This is a genomic window from Kribbella hippodromi (assembly GCF_039531045.1).
Lineage (GTDB): Bacteria > Actinomycetota > Actinomycetes > Propionibacteriales > Kribbellaceae > Kribbella > Kribbella hippodromi.
Genome location: NZ_BAAAPH010000002.1, coordinates 108639 through 124258 on the forward strand (window position 1 = coordinate 108639; position 15620 = coordinate 124258).

The window sequence follows — 15620 nt, forward strand, 5'->3', positions numbered from 1 at the left end:
GGCCCTACTCCCACCGGAACCACCGTGCGGCCGCTGCTGACAGGACAATTGTCCAGGCCGCCAGTACGCCGAGGTGCGACCAGTCCGGCCAGTGTCCGGTCGCGGCCTGATCGAGCGCCCGCGTCGCGGCACCGAACGGCAGCACCACCACGATCTCCCGCAGCACGTGCGGCATCGCCTGAACGGGAGCCCACAAGCCGGCCGAGAACAGGCTCGGGAAGAACAGCACCATGCCGATGGCGGTCGCGAGCCGGGCGGTCCGGGCCACTGCCGATACCAGCGCACCGAGTGCGAGCGCGGCCGCGGCGGCGAGGAGCAGCGCCAGCACGTACCCGGCGAGCTGGCCCGGGAGGTGTACGTCGAACGCCAGCCGGCCGATCGTCAGGCAGAGCAGCGCCGACACTAGACCGGTCGCGCCGTTCAGTCCCATCTGCGCGGTCAGCAGCGCGGACGGCCGGACCGGGGTCGCGGACATCCGGCGCAGGATGCCACGCTCGCGGTACCCGGTGATGATCGGCGGCATCGCCTGCAGCCCGGTGACGATTTGCGCGGTCAGTACGAGCACCGGCACGTACACGTCGATCAGTCGGACGCCGCCGAGGCCGGCGTCGATCCGCCGGAAGCTCGGGACCGATCCGAGAATCACCAGCAGCAACGACGGAAACGCGAGCACCCAGAACAGTGAGCCGGGCTCGCGGAGCAACAGCCGTGCCTCGGTACGCAGCACGGCGAGCTGCGGCGACGGGCGGCGTACGGGCGCGGCGATTGTCGTCATTTGGTGGCTCCGGTCAGGTCGAGGAAGGCGTCGTCGAGAGTCGCGTCGGTGACGCGGAGTTGGTGGGCGGTGATGCGATGCCGGGCGAGCAGCGACAGCAGCGCGGTGACGGTTTCGTCGGAGCCGCCGAGGGTGAGGCGGCCGTCCTTGTCCTCGATCGAAGCGAGCGCCGGCAGCGTGGCCAGGTCCTCGTCGTCGAGCGGTGCCGACGGGGTGAACGAGATGATCGTCGAGCCCGCCGTCCGGTTGATCAGCCCCTGCGGGGTGTCCAGCGCGGTGATCCGGCCCTTGTCGATCAGCGCGATCCGGTCACACAGCCGCTGCGCTTCCTCCATGAAATGCGTGACCAGCAGGACCGTGACGCCGCGGTCGCGGATGTCCTCCACGACCTCCCAGGTGTCGCGCCGGGCGCGCGGGTCGAGGCCGGTGGTCAGCTCGTCCAGTACGACCACGCGCGGGTTGCCGATCAACGCGAGCGCGATGAACAACCGCTGCTTCTGGCCGCCGCTCAGTACGCCGAATCGCGTCTTCAGGTGACTCGACAGACCAAGCCGTTCGGCCAGCGGTCGCCAATCGGCCGGGTTCGGATACAAGGCCGCATACAGCTCCAGCGCCTCGCGCACCGTGAGCTTCGCCTGCAGCTCACTCTCCTGCAACTGCGCGCCCAGCACCTGCGTGACCGCCGCGTGATCCGCAACCGGGTCAAGCCCGGCCACCCGAACCCACCCGCCGTCAGCGACCCGCAACCCCTCGACGCATTCGACTGTGGTCGTCTTCCCGGCCCCATTCGGCCCGAGAATCCCGAAGATCTCGCCTTCATCGACCGTGAACGACACGTCGTCCACAACAGTCCGCTCGCCGTACGCCTTACGCAGCCCACTGACTTCGACAATCGGCCCAGCTCCACCGGCCCCAAGTTTCACAACCATGCAAGAACCCTCGCCGACCAGGCACCCGCCGCACATCGCCCAACCAGCCCATCCCACCATCAACCATTCGGCTGATCGCGGGGCTCCTACCTACTTGGCGTACAGGGCCTCTACGTCGGGTTCGTGGTTTTTCATGACTATGTGGCGGCGGAGGGAGAGTTTGAGGGAGAGTTCGCCGGATTCCTGGGTCCAGTCGGTGGGGAGGATGGCGAACTTCTTGATTGCTTCGGCGTGTGAGACCGAAGTGTTGGCCTCGTCGATGGCCTTCTGTACTTCGGCGAGCAGGTCCGGGTCCTTGGTCAGGGACGCGACGTCGGTCGGCTTGCCGCGTTCGGTCGCCCATGGGACCACGGTCTCCGGGTCGATCGTGATCAGGGCGGCGATGAACGGCTTGCCGTCGCCGACGACCATGCACTGGCTGACCAGCGGATGCAGCCGGATCTGGTCCTCGAGCAGGGTCGGTGCCACGTTCTTGCCGCCGGCCGTGACCAGGATCTCCTTCTTCCGGCCGGTGATCCGGATGAAGCCGTCGACGTCGAACTCGCCGAGGTCACCGCTGTGGAACCAGCCGTCGGCGTCGATCGTGGCAGCGGTCGCCTCGTCGTTCTTCCAGTACCCGGGCATCACCTGGCCGCCCTTGAACAGCAGCTCGCCGTCGTCCGCGATCGCGACCGTGACGCCGGGAAGCGGCCGGCCGACGGTACCGATCCGGATGTCGTCGGGCAGGTTCACCGAGACCGCGGCGGTGGTTTCGGTCAGCCCGTACCCCTCGAGTACGGGGGCGCCGATGCCCCGGAAGAAGTGGCCGAGCTTGTCGCCGAGCGGTGCGCCGCCGGACACCGAGTACTGCACCTGGCCGCCGAGGACCGCCCGCAGCTTGCCGAACACCAGCTTGTCGAACAGCAGGTGCTTGGCCTTCAGCCCGAACGACGGCCCGCCCTTGTCGAGCGCCTGCGAATACGCGATCGCGGTCTCCGCGGCGGCGTCGAAGATCTTGCCCTTGCCGTCCGCGTGCGCCTTCTGCGCGGCCGAGTTGTACACCTTCTCGAACACCCGCGGCACGCTCAGGATGAACGTCGGCCGGAACGCGCCGAGGTCGTCGACCAGGTTCTTCACGTCGGCGCTGTGGGCGACCTTCACGCGCTTCATCACGCAGCCGACCTGGATGATCCGGGCGAACACGTGCGCCAGCGGCAGGAACAGCAGCGTGCTCGCACCGGTCGTGTCGAAGAGGTTGTCCAGGATCTTGACGGCCGGGTTGAGCTCTTCCATGAAGTTCGCGTGGGTGAGCCGGCAGCCTTTCGGCCGGCCCGTCGTGCCGGAGGTGTAGATCAGCGTGGCCAGATCGTCCGGCGTGACCGCGGACCGGCGCTTGTCGAACTCGGCGTCGGTGACCTCGTGCCCCAGCGCGGTCAGTTCGTCGACCGCGCCGGCCTCGATCTGCCAGATCTCCCGCAGCGCCGGCGCCTCGGTCCGCGCGGACTCCACCACCGCGCCGTGGGCCGGGTTCTCGACGACGGCGACAACGGCCTCGGAGTCGCTCAGAATCCACTGCACCTGCGAGGGGGAGGAGGTCTCGTAGATCGGTACGGTGACCGCGCCGATGCTCCAGATCGCGTAGTCGATCAGCGTCCACTCGTACCGGGTCGGGCTGAGCAGGGCGACCCGCTCGCCGTGCTTGACCCCGGCCGCCAGCAGGCCCTTGGCGACGCCGGTGACCTGCTCGGCGAACTCGGCGGCGGTCACATCGGTCCAGGTCGCGCCCGGGCCGGCCCCGGTCCGGCGGCTGAACACCGCGGTGCCAGGATGGGAGGACGCGTTCGCCCACACCGGGTCGCTCAAGCTACCGGCGGGCGGCTCGGTCACAGCAGGAACGGTGTACTCACGCATCCGCGTCTCCTCAGTCGGTCACGAATTGTCGACTTCCGGCGCACGCTACAGTCACCTACCCACAAGTAGCCAGGTTTATGTGACCCAGCAGACTAGGTTCTAGCCATGCCCACGCTCGACATCAGTTGCGACGACTTGGTCGTTGCTGATCCAGCCTACGTTGCCGAGCGGCTCGGTTCCGACACCCTGTGGCGTGAATGGTGGCCGGAACTGACTCTGACCCCCACCGAGCGCCGTGGGGTCGAGGGCGTGCGATGGGCCGTCACGGGCGCCGCGATCGGTACGGCCGAGTGGTGGCTGGAGCCGGTGCGCGACGGCGTGGTCGTGCACTGGTACCTGCGCGTCGACCCGGCCCGGCCGGTCCGCGGGCGGGCGCTGGCGCGGCTGAAAGAGCGGTACGTGGCGGCGTACCGGGAGCGGCTCTGGCGGTTCAAGGATGCGGCCGAAGCGGGCCGCGCGGCAGGCGAACGCCGTACCGAAGCCGATCCCGCGATAGTCTCCGGGGAGGGCAGTACGCCCGGCAAGCAATGACGTACCAGACACGGCACCACGCACCGCGGCCGCCGGAACCAGCACGCACTGCAGTCGTCCCAGCTAAGAGGTGAATTGATGGCGGAACAGACCACCTCGACCATAGTCGTGAACGCGACCCCCAAAGAGATCATGGCGGTGATCGCGGACTTCGCGGCGTACCCGGAGTGGGCCGACTCGATGCGCGAGACCGAGGTGCTGGCCACCGACGAGGCCGGGCGGCCCAATCGGGTACGGTTCAAGGTCGACGCCGGCGCGATCTCCGACGAGTACACGCTGGCCTACGTCTGGTCCCGGAACGAGGTGACCTGGACGCTGGTCGAGGCGAAGATGGTGAAGGGGATGGACGGCGCGTACGTACTGCGCGACCTGGGCACGGCGAACGGCGGGGGGACCGAGGTGACGTACCGGCTGGCGGTGGACGTGGCGATTCCGATGATCGGGATGCTGAAACGCAAAGCGGAGAAGGTCATCATCGACACCGCCCTCAAGGGCCTCAAGAAGCGCGTCGAGTCGTGAGTGTCCTGGGTTGGGGGTTGTTCGGCGCTCGCGGCGCGCAGGCACGCACCTCACGGCACCGGCCGACCGCCCACGATGCTCCGCATCGAGGACGCCCGTCCGGCGCCGCGATGCACGCACCTGCACACCGCGATCACTCGAACACCCCCCAACCCAGGACACTGGTCCGGTGACACGGGTTCTGCTGTACACGGGTAAAGGCGGCGTGGGGAAGACCACGTCGGCCGCGGGGACCGCGACGCTGGCGGCGTTGCGGGGGTTGCGGACGCTGGTGCTGTCGACGGACGCGGCGCATTCGCTGTCGGACGCGTTCGACTCGCAGGCCGGACCGGAGCCGACCGAGATCGACGACCTGCTGTTCGTCCAGCAGATCGACGCGCAGCGCAAGTTCGAGCGGTCCTGGGGCGACATCCAGGCGTACCTGCGGTCGGTGCTGCACATGGTCGGGGTCGACCCGATCGAAGCCGAGGAGCTGACCGTACTGCCCGGCGCCGCGGAGGTGCTCGCGCTGCTCGAAGTGCGCGACCACGTCCGGTCCGGTCGCTGGGACGTGATCGTCGTCGACTGTGCGCCGACCGCGGAGACCCTGCGGCTGCTGGCGCTGCCCGAGGCCCTGAACTGGTACCTGGAGCGGATCTTCAGCGCCGAGCGGAAGATGATGCGGACGTTCCGGCCGTTCCTGAGCCGCGGGTCGAGTCTCCCGATGCCGGACGACACTGTGTTCGACGCGCTGCGCCGGCTGCAGAACGATCTCGCCGACATCCGTACGCTGCTGGCCGGCCCGGACGCCTCGGTGCGGCTGGTGCTGACGCCGGAGGCGGTCGTGGTCGCCGAAGCCCGGCGGTCGCTGACCCGCCTGTCGCTGTACGGCTACCGCGTCGACGGCGTCGTGGCGAACCGGGTGTTCCCGGCCGCCGGCGCCGACACCTGGCGCCGGCAGTGGGTCGCCGCCCAGCGCGGCATCCTCGAGGAGGTCGCCGACTCGTTCCGCCCGCTGCCGATCTGGGAATCGCCGTACCGGGTCTGTGAGCCGGTCGGCGTCGAGGAGCTGGCCGCGTTCGCGGTCGAGATGTACGGCGGTGACGATCCGTTCGCCCGGGCGACCGACGAGACCTCGTTGTGGGTCGATCGGCACATCGACACCGACGGGCGTACGTACACCCTGACGATGCCGTTGCCCTTGGCATCGGCCGATGAACTGGAGCTGGCCCGGCACGGGGACGAGCTGATCATCACGGTCGGCTCGTACCGGCGGGTGCTGCCGCTGCCCGCGGCGCTGGCGCGCGGTGTGGTCGCGGGCGCCCGGCTGGACGAGGGGCGCCTGCAGGTACGGTTCGCGCCACGTGAGACGGCGCGTCCGGTGCCGGCGGGCGAGGTGCCGAGTGGTGCGGGGCCGCTGGAGTCGGCGCAGGAGTTGGCGCAAGGGCTGACCGCCGAGTACCACGAACAGCTGGCCCGCCGCGAAGCCGCGCTCGGGAAGGCGCCATGAGCAAGGAACCGGTCGGGTCTGTCGCCGAAGAGGCCGCGAAACTCTTCGCCGTGCTGCAGAACGCGGCGAGTGAGGCGCCGGCTGCCGAGGAGAAGGCCGAGCACAAGCACGCGGAAGAGCATGAGCACAAGCTCGGGCCGGACTGTGTCTGGTGCCCGGTCTGTCAGCTGATCCACAAGGTACGGAACACCAGCCCGGAGACGATCGAGCAGCTGTCCACCGCTGCCGCGCATGTCCTGGGCTCGTTGAGATCTCTGCTCGAGGCGGCGGCGGACGCGGCCCGGCAGGCGCGGGAGGACGCAGCGTCGCGCTCCTCGCCACCAGACGAGGAACCGGCCCGGTCCCGGGTGGACCGGATCGACGTGAGTGAGGACCCCGAACCATGGGACTGACGATCGGCATCGATGTCGGCGGTACGAAGATCGCGGCCGGCGTGGTGGACGAGGACGGCCGGATCGGCGTCCGGACGCACCGCGACACCCCGGCCAGCTCGGTGGACGCGACCGCGGACGCGATCTGCGACGCGGCCGCCGAACTGATCGCCGGCCATGACGTGGAAGCGGTCGGGATCGGCGCCGCCGGGTTCGTCTCGGCGGACCGCTCGACCGTACTCTTCGCCCCGAACCTGGCCTGGCGGGACGAGCCGCTCGGCGCCCGGGTGGCGGCGAAGCTGAACGTCCCGGTCGTGGTCGAGAACGACGCGAACGCGGCCGCCTGGGGCGAGTTCGCGTTCGGTGCGGCCAAGAACGTCGAGCACATGGTGTGCATCACCGTCGGTACCGGCATCGGTGGCGGCGTGGTGATCGCCGGACAGCTGCTGCGCGGCGCACATGGCGTCGCCGCGGAGCTCGGGCACATGCGCGTCGTACCCGGTGGGCATCGCTGCGGGTGCGGGGCGCGCGGCTGCCTGGAGCAGTACGCGTCCGGTACGGCCCTCGTCCGCGAAGGCCGCGCCCGGGCCGAATCGGGATCGCTGGCGGCGGCGCAGATGCTCAGCGTGTGCGGGATCTCCGACCCGGCGCAGCTGACCGGACCGATGATCACCGAGGCCGCAATGGCCGCCGACCCGTGCGCGGTCGAGCTGCTCGAGGACCTGGGCCGCTGGCTCGGCGAGGGGCTGGCCAGCCTGGCGACCATGTTCGACCCGACCCAGATCGTCATCGGCGGCGGGGTGAGCGCGGCCAAGGAACTGCTGATGAAGTCGGCCCAGGTCGCGTTCGAGAAGAACCTGCCGGCCAAGTCGAACCGGCCGCACGCCGAGTTCACGCTCGCCGAGCTGGGCAACGACGCCGGCCTGATCGGCGCCGCCGACCTGGCCCGGCACCCGAGCGCGGCCGGGCTGGACCCCACCGCGGGCGCGGCGCCAGGCGGTACCGGCGTGGACCCGGACGCGGCCCGGTGACCACCCGCCGGAACCACTGGTTCCGGGTGCTGGGACGGGTGACGCGGGATACTGGCAGTGTTCCGGCGGGGGCCGTAGGTACCGCGAGGAAGGTCGAATCTTGGCTCTGACGCAGGCTCTGACGATCGGGATCGACATCGGTGGCACCAAGGTCGCCGCCGGTGTGGTCGACCCGGAGGGCAACATCCTGGACCGGTTGCGCCGGGACACGCCGACCAAGGACCCGAAGGAGACCGAGGACGCGATCGCCGAGATCGTCCACGACCTGGAGTCCCGGCACGACGTGATCGCCGTCGGGATCGGTGCCGCCGGGTTCGTCGACGGGACCAGGTCGTCGGTCCTGTTCGCGCCGCATCTGGCCTGGCGGCACGAGCCGCTCCGGGATGCGGTCGAGCGCCGGCTCGGCCTGCCGGTCGTGGTCGAGAACGACGCGAACGCGGCCGCGTGGTCGGAGTGGCGGTTCGGTGGCGGTCAGGGCGAGAGCCATCTGGTCTGTGTGACGCTCGGGACCGGTATCGGTGGCGCGATCCTGAACGACGGCGCGTTGCAGCGTGGGAAGTTCGGCATCGCGGGCGAGTTCGGGCACATGCAGGTGGTGCCGGGCGGGCATCGGTGCGAGTGCGGGAACCGGGGCTGCTGGGAGCAGTACGCGTCGGGTAACGCGCTGACCCGGGAGGCGCGCGAGCTGGCGCTGTCCGGGTCGCCGGTGGCGCACAACCTGATGCGGGCGGCCGACGGTGATCCGCGGAACATCAACGGGCCGATGGTGACCGAGCTGGCGAAGGACGGCGATCCGGTCGCGGTCGAGCTGCTCGAGGATGTCGGGCGGTGGCTCGGGATCGGGCTGGCCAATCTCGCTGCCGCGCTGGACCCCGGGACGTTCGTGATCGGTGGCGGGGTGTCGGACGCGGGCGAGTTGCTGCTGGCGCCGGCGCGGGAGGCGTTCAAGCGGACGCTGACCGGGCGTGGGTTCCGGCCGGAGGCGCGGATCGTGCGCGCGGTGCTCGGTCCGGAGGCCGGGATGGTCGGGGCGGCCGATCTGGCGCGGGAAGAGGCGACCTGGTTGCGGCGCGTCCGGGTCAAGACGACCGCGGTGACGGCGAAGACGGCCGCGGCCCGAGGGCGGTCGACGCGGACGGAGCGAGCGGCCCGGAAGAGCACCGGACGGCGTACGGGCATGCGCGCCGCCGCCCAGGAACCCGACCTGCACCCAGCCGACGCGAACGGCGACAACGAAGGATGACCACACCGCCCGCGGGGAACGGGCAGTCGGGGGAAATGCGCGGCGGGAACGGTGCGCCGGGGGATCGGCGGGTGGATAGTTCGGCGCCCGACGGGGACGGGCAGTCGGAGGAAGTGCGCGGCGGCGTTGGGTTGCGGGTGTTGTCGTACAACGTGCATCGGTGGGGGGATGACCGGGTGGCGCTGGAGCGGGTGGTGCGGGCTTGCCGGCCGGATGTGATGCTGGTGCAGGAGGCGCCGACCTGGTGGGGGACGCGGCGGAAGCGGCGGGCGATGGCGGCGACCTTCGGGCTGCGGTACGTGGCGGCGTCCGCGCGGAACGCGATCCTGGTTGCCGACGGCATCGAACTGACCGGCCTCCGCGGCCGCCGCACCTGGCGCCCGTTCGTCCGCCGCCGGCTCAACTTCATCGCGACCCAGCTCCCCGGCGGAACGGTCGGCGGCGTCGTACACCTCGGCTCGACCCGGCTGGCGGTGGTCGTCTGCCACCTCGGCCTGCACCCTCGCGGCCGCACCCACGAGCTCGCCCAGGTGCTGAGCTTGTGCAACTCGTTCGGTACGCCCTACCTGCTGACCGGCGACCTGAACGAAGAGCCCGACGGCCCGATCTGGAAACGCCTCGCCGAGGAAGGCCTGACCGACCTCGGCGCCGACGCCGGCCCGACCTTCAACTCCAGAACCCCGTACAAACGCATCGACGGCGCCCTGCTCAAACCGCCGCTGACCGGCCGCCTCCGTCACGTGCCGGCCACCCGCGAGGACCTGGCCGCCGCCTCCGACCACCTCCCGATGCTGGTCGAACTCAGCCCTTCTTCTTCCGATTGAGGAAGGCGAGCATGGCTTCCTGAGCGGCGGGGGAGCCGAACAGCCCGGCCGAGAGCTCCGCGAGCTCGTTGCCGCGGGCATCGATGTCCGCAAGCAGGGTGCGGTTGAGCAGCTTCTTGGTCTCCCGCAGACCCTGAGGGACACCCTTCAGAAGGGACTCCAGCACGGTGCCGACGGCGGCGTCGAGTTCGCTGTCGGGGACGGTGAGTGTCACCAGACCAAGCCGGGCGGCCTCCAGCGCATCGAACGCATTACCGGTCAGGAACGTGTACGCGGCCGCGCGATCGGTCAGCCGCGGCAGTACGGTCAGCGAGATCGTCGCCGCCGCCAGTCCCAGCCGGACCTCCGTCAACGCGAACGACGCGCTCTCCCCGGCCACGCTGAGGTCGGCCGCCGCGACGATCCCGATCCCACCGGCGCGTACGGGCCCGGCGACCCGCGCGACCACCGGCTTGGGGTTCGCCACGATCGCCCGCTGGACGTCGACCATCCGCTGCGCGCCGACGCCCATCCCGACCGTGGTCGCCTCGGACAGGTCGGCGCCCGAGCAGAACACCTCCAGCGCGGACCGCACCACGATCACCCGCGCCCAAAGTCGGAGGCCAAGCGGTCTTAGGAAGACAACTCACAAGACCAACTCCTTGGCTCACAGAACGACATGGCTACGATCCGACTTAGTTGAGCGTGATCGTCGCCACGCCGTCGGCCACCGCAAGCTGCACGAGTTCGGTCATGCGCCCCATCCAACACCCATCACCCGCTGTCCCACAGCCCAGGACCCCTTCGGTCACTAGGATCGACCGCGCTCGAGCCAACCCCCGCGAGGAGACCGGATGATCGACCTCAGCGACTCCAACGCCTGGCACAAGGTGACGCTCAACCCACCTCTGACCGGTGCCCAGCTCATCGCCGCGTCGAAGGCCGTCAGCGGGAAATCCGGTGACGAGCATCACCAGACGGACGAGCATCACAACCGCCCGCTCAGTATCGTCGGGCGCGCTTCGGAGTATCTCGAGCGCAACGTCGTGATCGCCCCGGTCCCGGACTCGCCGGACCAGGCGCCGGACTCGCCGTACCTGGATCCGCAGCAGACGTACAACGAGGTTCTTGCCGTGCATTACTACCTGCCGGACGCGGGACCGGTGATCCGGCCGCAGGGTGCCAGTCTGGAGAATGTGGTTCGTTCGCTGGAGGAGTTCGGCGACGACCTGCAGCGGGAGGCCGCGGTGGCGGCTGGGCTCGACGCGGAGCGGGAGCGCGGCGTACGCCCGGTGCAGCTGAGTATGTCGGCCACCCGGGTACCGGTCACGTTCGACCGGGAGGCGACGGGGCGGGACGTGATCGCCGCGGTCCAGGCGTCGTGCCCGACCGACGACATGTACGGCACGAAGTACTACGAGGCGGCGACCTCCGACGGTACGAATTCCGGCGTGGTCGTCGGGCAGAGCTCCGGGCTGGAACAGCACAGTCTGGTGGTAGTACCCACGGACGGCTCGGGCTTCATCGATCCGGACCGCGGGTACGACGAGGTGATCGTCGCGAAGCACCACAATCCCGTACCTTGGCAGATGCGCTTCCCGGCGATCCCCGGCCCCGAGCAGAAGGCCGCGGCGGTCGGCGAGTTCGCCAAGCAACTCGACCGGAACGTCCGCCGCGGCCAACAGCTCGCCGACGCCGGCCGCAAGGCCCTGAACCCGACCCGGAGCGCCAACGCCCGCCAGTCCACCTCCGACGGCAGCCGCGGCGACGGACCGGGCGGCCCGGCTCACGACCACACCCGCCGCCCAGGCGACAACCTGAGCCGAGGCTGACCGCTCATCACCCCAGCACCGCACCAGCACCCGGTGCCGCACACCCCTTGATCCCTACGACGAGCCAGGTCTTCGACCCGGCGTCGGCGACAACTGGAGAGAGTGCCTTGGTAGACCTGAGCGGTTCGCCCGCGATGAAGACCGTCGAGTTCGGCCGTGCGATCACGGGCCAGGAGCTGATCGACGCAGTGCGAAAGGCCTGTGAGCAGACGCAGACTTCCGTGTACCACGAGAAGATCCTCAATGAGGACATCATGTATCTCGTCGGCCGGCAGGGCTGGAGCGATGCCGACAACCTGTTGGTGACCCCGGACAAGACGACTGCGGCGATCGAGCTCGGCGAAACGTACACGTCGGCGGTGGTTGTTCGGCACGATCGGCCGGTGGCTGGGCGGATGTACAACGAGAGTCGGCCCTACAGCCGTGACGACGAGATCGCGTCCGTTCTCGCGTTCAGCGAACAGCTGACGCGGGTTGTCGGGCAGCAACAGGAGCCCGCGCTGGAGAAGGGGCTCGACCCGAATGCGTTGACCGGCGTCCCGCGGCCCGCGCAGGCGCCGGCCGCGAGTGCCGACCGGCGATGGGACGGCGGTTCGGCAAGAGGCCGCGCCGACGGATCGCCGACTCGCTGACGGATCGCCGGCGGACGACCCCCCCCCGTGCGACCGGTCGGTGCAAGGATGAGCGTGCGGGCTGTTTCAGGGGCCGGAGGGGGCGGACTTCGGGTTGAGGGGGTCGGCGTGGCGGTGGGTGATTTTCCAGGTGTTGTCTTCGAGGCGGAAGATCATCGTCGCGCGGAGCACGTGGGGTACGGGTTCCGGCTGGGTGATGTGCTGGACGGTGCAGCGTTCGATCGCGACCGTGTACGCGGTGTCCGCGCCGACGTGCTGCACCAGGTACTCGAACTCGACCTTCGCCCCGAGCTCGCGGAACTGTTGCGACGCCCACTCGTACCGCGGCCCGATCTGCGCCCAGCCGACCTCCTGCCCGCCGAACCCGCCGAAGATCGAGCTCTGCTCGCTGTGCGACACCAACGGCAGCCACAACGACGGATCACCGTTCACGAACGCGGTGTTCGCCTCCTCGAAACGGCGCAGGAACGTGGCGAAATCCTCGATCATGGCACTAGCCTGACCGCCGACAGGGTCACTTGCCGGCGGCGTACTCCGGGGACAGCTCGCGGGCCAGGTGTTCGATGAACAGGCCGACGTCGGTGACGATGCCGCGGGCCTGGGACGAGCCGCGGTCGGCGAGCTTGGTCACCGTCGCCGGGTTGATGTCCACGCAGGTCAGCGGAATGGACGCCGGCAAAATGTTGCCAGTAGCAACCGAGTGCAGCATGGTCGCGGCCATCAGGCAGTAGCCGACGCCGTCCAGCTCGGCCCGCATCGCGCGCTGCCCCTCGAGCACATCGGTGTACACGTCGGGCAGCGGCCCGTCGTCGCGCACCGATCCGACCAGGACGAACGTCTTCCCGTTCCGTACCAGCGCGTGCATCACGCCCGAGGTCAGTACGCCCTGCTGGACGGCGTCCGCGATCGACCCGGCCTTGCGGATCGTGTTGATCGCCCGGATGTGGTGCTCGTGCCCGTGCTCGACACCACGCCCGCGGGCCAGGTCGACGCCCAGCGACGTGCCGTACAGCGACGACTCGATGTCGTGCGTGGCGAGTGCGTTCCCGGCGAAGAGCACGTCCACGTACCCGGCCTCGACGATCGCGACCATGGCCGGCGCGGCGCCGGTGTGGACGATGCCGGGGCCGCCGACCCAGAGCACCTTCTGCCCGTTCGCCTTCGCCTCGCGCATCCCGTCCGCGACCTGCTTGACCAGCACCCGCTGGGGCTTCTCCGACGACACGTCCGACTCCATGAAGCCGAACCCTTCCTCGGTGTTCACCACGATCGGCGGCGTCACGCGGACGCCCTGCGCGCTGGTGACGATCCGCATCCCGGCGCGGACGTCCGACATCGGGATGGTCCGGACGGTGTCACCTTCGACGAGCAGGCCGCAGTCCATCTCCGGGTTCCGCACCTGCACCCAGTGACCGCCGAGCCGTACGCTCGTCGGCAGGTTGGTGGTCGAGTAGAACCCGTCCGGGAACACGCCGTCCTGGCTCACCTCGGTGATCTCCACCGTGCCGGGGTCGACCAGGTTCGCGCCCTTGGTCTGGATCCGCATCAGCAGCCGCTGCAGCGATTCCTCGTCCTCGGCGCCGACCGTCATCCGTACGGTGGACGGATCGTCCTTGTCGTAGCCGAGGTCGAACTTGTCGAGCGTGTACTCACCGCCGTACCCGCGAATGTCGTCGAGGACCCGGGACAGCAGCCCGGAATCCATCAGGTGACCGGTGATCTCGACGGTCTCGGTGACCTGCACGGGTACCTCCCCAGCTGTCGGAACTGTCGGACTGCAGTCGTCGGATTGTCCGACGATCCGCACTCTAACGCAGAAGGACCACGAGGTTCAGACGACTGCGCCGTCGTCGCCGCCACTGCCCGGGGGCAGCCGGTCCTTCATCCGCAGCACCAGCGTCAGGAAGCCGCCGATGAACCCGGCGACTGCGAGCGTGGTGATCCGGCCGGTCCCGAAGTCGAACAGGGCAGCGACGATCAGCAGCAGCGGACCGCCGAGCAGCCCGAGCCAGGCGGCCCGGCTGATCCAGTCCAGCCGCGGACCGCGCGGTGGCTCCGGCGGGACGAAGTGGTCGTGCGGGTCGTCGGCCGGCTTCTTCACCGGCTCCTCGTCCTCGTCCTCGTCCTCGTCGGCCGGGGCCCGGATGGTGAGTCCGGTGGGTACGTCGATCAGCGGCTCGTACTTGTCGTCGACATCCTCACTGACCGGCCAGCGCGGCACCGGGTCCTCGGCGCCGTCGTGCCCGGGCGCGGACGGCTGGTTGAACTGCTCGACCAGCGACTTCCACTCCGCGTCCTCGGTGCTCCGGTCGATCACCGGCCGGGCCTTCTCGACCGCCTCGGCGTCGACGTAGATCAGCTCGTACCCGGCCGGAATCCGGACCGGCGGCTCGTCGGCCTCCTCCGGCGTCCGGGCTTCGGACTGGTTCTCGCAGTACGCCGCGATGCCGGCCGCCGCGAGCGCGTCCAGCACCGGTTCGGCCACCAACGGGTCGATCCCGCCGAGCGACGTGTACGACGCCGCCGTCAGTCCGTTGTCACGCATCATCGCGACCGCTCACCGACCCGCTCAGCCGCTGGATGAAGGCTGCCGAGTCCGCGAAGATCCGCGGTGCGTCGTTGTCCAGAGTTGCCACGTGATAGCTGTCCTCGAGCAGGGTCTCGGTCACGTCGCGGGACGAGATCGAGGACAGCACCGTCCGCCCCGAGCTCGGTTCCACCACATGATCGACAGTACTGCGGAACAGCAGCACCGGCTGAGTGACTTTGGCCAGATCGTCCCGGGTGACCTTCCACAGCTGGGACAGCGAGTGCAGTGCGCGCAAGGGCATCCGGTCGTACGCGTGCTCGTTCGCGCCGGGTTTCTTGATGTCGTTCGCGATGCCCGGGAAGGACGGCACCAGGCGGGACAGCACCGGGAGCAGTACGAGCCGCTTGTCGTCCGTACGCACCGATGGGTTGATCAGGACCAGTCCGGAAATGTCGGCGCCGTGCTGCTCGGCCAGCCGCAGCACCAGGCAGCCGCCCATCGACAGTCCGACCAGAAACACCTGGTCGTGCTCCTTGCGCAGGCGGGTGAGCTCGTTGTCGAGCACGGCGTACCAGTCCGGCCAGCCAGTGGTGTTCATCTCCTGCCAGTTGGTGCCGTGACCGGGCAGGCGGGGGATCGCGACGCCGTACCCCTGCGCGGCCAGGTGCTCGCCGAAGGGCCGCATCGAGACCGGCGAACCGGTGAACCCATGGCTCAGCAGGACGCCGACGGCCGCGTTCTCCCCGGCGCCGGGACTGCGAAACTCCTCCGCGTGGGCTTGCACTGGCACGCTCGACTCCTCGCCGCTTCACGGTCCGCACAGCGCCGCGACCGAGGCCGGCCGAAGCACTGTGTCAATGGTCGCATCTGGGCTGCGTCCAGTCTGCATCCAGGTGACAACACGGTGAGCAACGCCTACATTCCTGGCGGTGACATTGCCTGAGAGGGAAGCTGGAACGTAGTGTCCGGTCCGGAACGGTCGGTGCCGATGTCGTCGCCAGACCGCCACCGGCGGGCACTGGTGCCGGAAGTGGGTACTGACCGA

Annotated in this window: 17 protein-coding genes; 9 read left to right on the plus strand and 8 right to left on the minus strand. The window is 69.6% G+C overall.

The annotated features are described in order from the left end of the window. Window positions 1-4: 4 nt before the first annotated feature. The 3 genes from ABD260_RS03250 to ABD260_RS03260 form a co-directional block, all read right to left on the minus strand. Window positions 5-775 (minus strand): ABC transporter permease, encoded by a 771-nt coding sequence (locus tag ABD260_RS03250; RefSeq protein ID WP_344231789.1) that lies wholly within the window; start codon window positions 773-775, stop codon window positions 5-7. Beyond that, entirely contained in the window at window positions 772-1704 is a 933-nt protein-coding gene (locus ABD260_RS03255; protein ID WP_344231790.1) for an ABC transporter ATP-binding protein, read from the minus strand. The genes ABD260_RS03250 and ABD260_RS03255 overlap by 4 nt, the downstream gene beginning before the upstream one ends. A gap of 90 nt (window positions 1705-1794) precedes the next feature. Beyond that, complete coding sequence (locus ABD260_RS03260; protein WP_344231791.1) at window positions 1795-3594, minus strand: AMP-dependent synthetase/ligase; 1800 nt, start codon at window positions 3592-3594, stop codon at window positions 1795-1797. Between the two features lie 105 nt (window positions 3595-3699). Here ABD260_RS03260 and ABD260_RS03265 point away from each other — a divergent pair, with 105 nt between their 5' ends. The 7 genes from ABD260_RS03265 to ABD260_RS03295 all read left to right on the plus strand — a co-directional run bounded on the left by ABD260_RS03265 (window position 3700) and on the right by ABD260_RS03295 (window position 9602). Then, complete coding sequence (locus ABD260_RS03265) at window positions 3700-4125, plus strand: hypothetical protein (RefSeq protein WP_344231792.1); 426 nt, start codon at window positions 3700-3702, stop codon at window positions 4123-4125. Between the two features lie 78 nt (window positions 4126-4203). Next, entirely contained in the window at window positions 4204-4644 is a 441-nt protein-coding gene (locus tag ABD260_RS03270; protein ID WP_344231793.1) for an SRPBCC family protein, read from the plus strand. Window positions 4645-4813: 169 nt separating this feature from the next. Further along, a complete protein-coding gene (locus tag ABD260_RS03275) occupies window positions 4814-6133 on the plus strand; it encodes an ArsA family ATPase (protein ID WP_344231794.1) in 1320 nt (439 codons plus the stop codon). Continuing rightward, window positions 6130-6525, plus strand: a complete 396-nt coding sequence (locus ABD260_RS03280; protein ID WP_344231795.1) for a hypothetical protein — start codon at window positions 6130-6132, stop codon at window positions 6523-6525. Before ABD260_RS03275 ends, ABD260_RS03280 begins: the two co-directional genes overlap by 4 nt. Continuing rightward, window positions 6516-7535, plus strand: a complete 1020-nt coding sequence (locus ABD260_RS03285; RefSeq protein WP_344231796.1) for an ROK family glucokinase — start codon at window positions 6516-6518, stop codon at window positions 7533-7535. The genes ABD260_RS03280 and ABD260_RS03285 overlap by 10 nt, the downstream gene beginning before the upstream one ends. A 100-nt stretch (window positions 7536-7635) precedes the next feature. Then, window positions 7636-8778, plus strand: coding sequence for an ROK family glucokinase (locus ABD260_RS03290; protein ID WP_344231797.1), 1143 nt, complete (start codon window positions 7636-7638; stop codon window positions 8776-8778). A gap of 71 nt (window positions 8779-8849) precedes the next feature. Then, a complete protein-coding gene (locus ABD260_RS03295; RefSeq protein ID WP_344231798.1) occupies window positions 8850-9602 on the plus strand; it encodes an endonuclease/exonuclease/phosphatase family protein in 753 nt (250 codons plus the stop codon). Here ABD260_RS03295 and ABD260_RS03300 read toward each other — a convergent pair. Beyond that, complete coding sequence (locus tag ABD260_RS03300; protein WP_344231799.1) at window positions 9580-10185, minus strand: enoyl-CoA hydratase-related protein; 606 nt, start codon at window positions 10183-10185, stop codon at window positions 9580-9582. The two genes, ABD260_RS03295 and ABD260_RS03300, sit on opposite strands and share 23 nt — an antisense overlap. Window positions 10186-10435: 250 nt before the next feature. Here ABD260_RS03300 and ABD260_RS03305 point away from each other — a divergent pair, with 250 nt between their 5' ends. Together ABD260_RS03305 and ABD260_RS03310 are read left to right on the plus strand one after the other, a co-directional pair. Next, window positions 10436-11413, plus strand: coding sequence for a hypothetical protein (locus tag ABD260_RS03305; protein WP_344231800.1), 978 nt, complete (start codon window positions 10436-10438; stop codon window positions 11411-11413). A 134-nt stretch (window positions 11414-11547) separates the two neighbouring features. Next, complete coding sequence (locus tag ABD260_RS03310) at window positions 11548-12045, plus strand: hypothetical protein (RefSeq protein ID WP_344231801.1); 498 nt, start codon at window positions 11548-11550, stop codon at window positions 12043-12045. Between the two features lie 66 nt (window positions 12046-12111). On the opposite strand, the gene ABD260_RS03315 is transcribed toward ABD260_RS03310, so the two are convergent. The 4 genes from ABD260_RS03315 to ABD260_RS03330 all read right to left on the minus strand — a co-directional run bounded on the left by ABD260_RS03315 (window position 12112) and on the right by ABD260_RS03330 (window position 15365). Further along, the gene (locus ABD260_RS03315) at window positions 12112-12534 is read right to left on the minus strand and encodes a YybH family protein (RefSeq protein ID WP_344231802.1); all 423 of its coding nucleotides are present in this window, start codon (window positions 12532-12534) and stop codon (window positions 12112-12114) included. 25 nt (window positions 12535-12559) lie between these two features. Next, window positions 12560-13789, minus strand: coding sequence for an ornithine cyclodeaminase, nickel-pincer nucleotide-dependent (locus ABD260_RS03320; protein WP_344231803.1), 1230 nt, complete (start codon window positions 13787-13789; stop codon window positions 12560-12562). Between the two features lie 87 nt (window positions 13790-13876). Next, window positions 13877-14593, minus strand: a complete 717-nt coding sequence (locus ABD260_RS03325; protein WP_344231804.1) for a hypothetical protein — start codon at window positions 14591-14593, stop codon at window positions 13877-13879. Then, window positions 14583-15365 carry an alpha/beta hydrolase gene (locus ABD260_RS03330; protein WP_344231805.1) on the minus strand — a complete coding sequence of 261 codons (783 nt, stop codon included), beginning with the start codon at window positions 15363-15365 and terminating at the stop codon, window positions 14583-14585. The genes ABD260_RS03325 and ABD260_RS03330 overlap by 11 nt, the downstream gene beginning before the upstream one ends. Window positions 15366-15620: the final 255 nt, after the last annotated feature.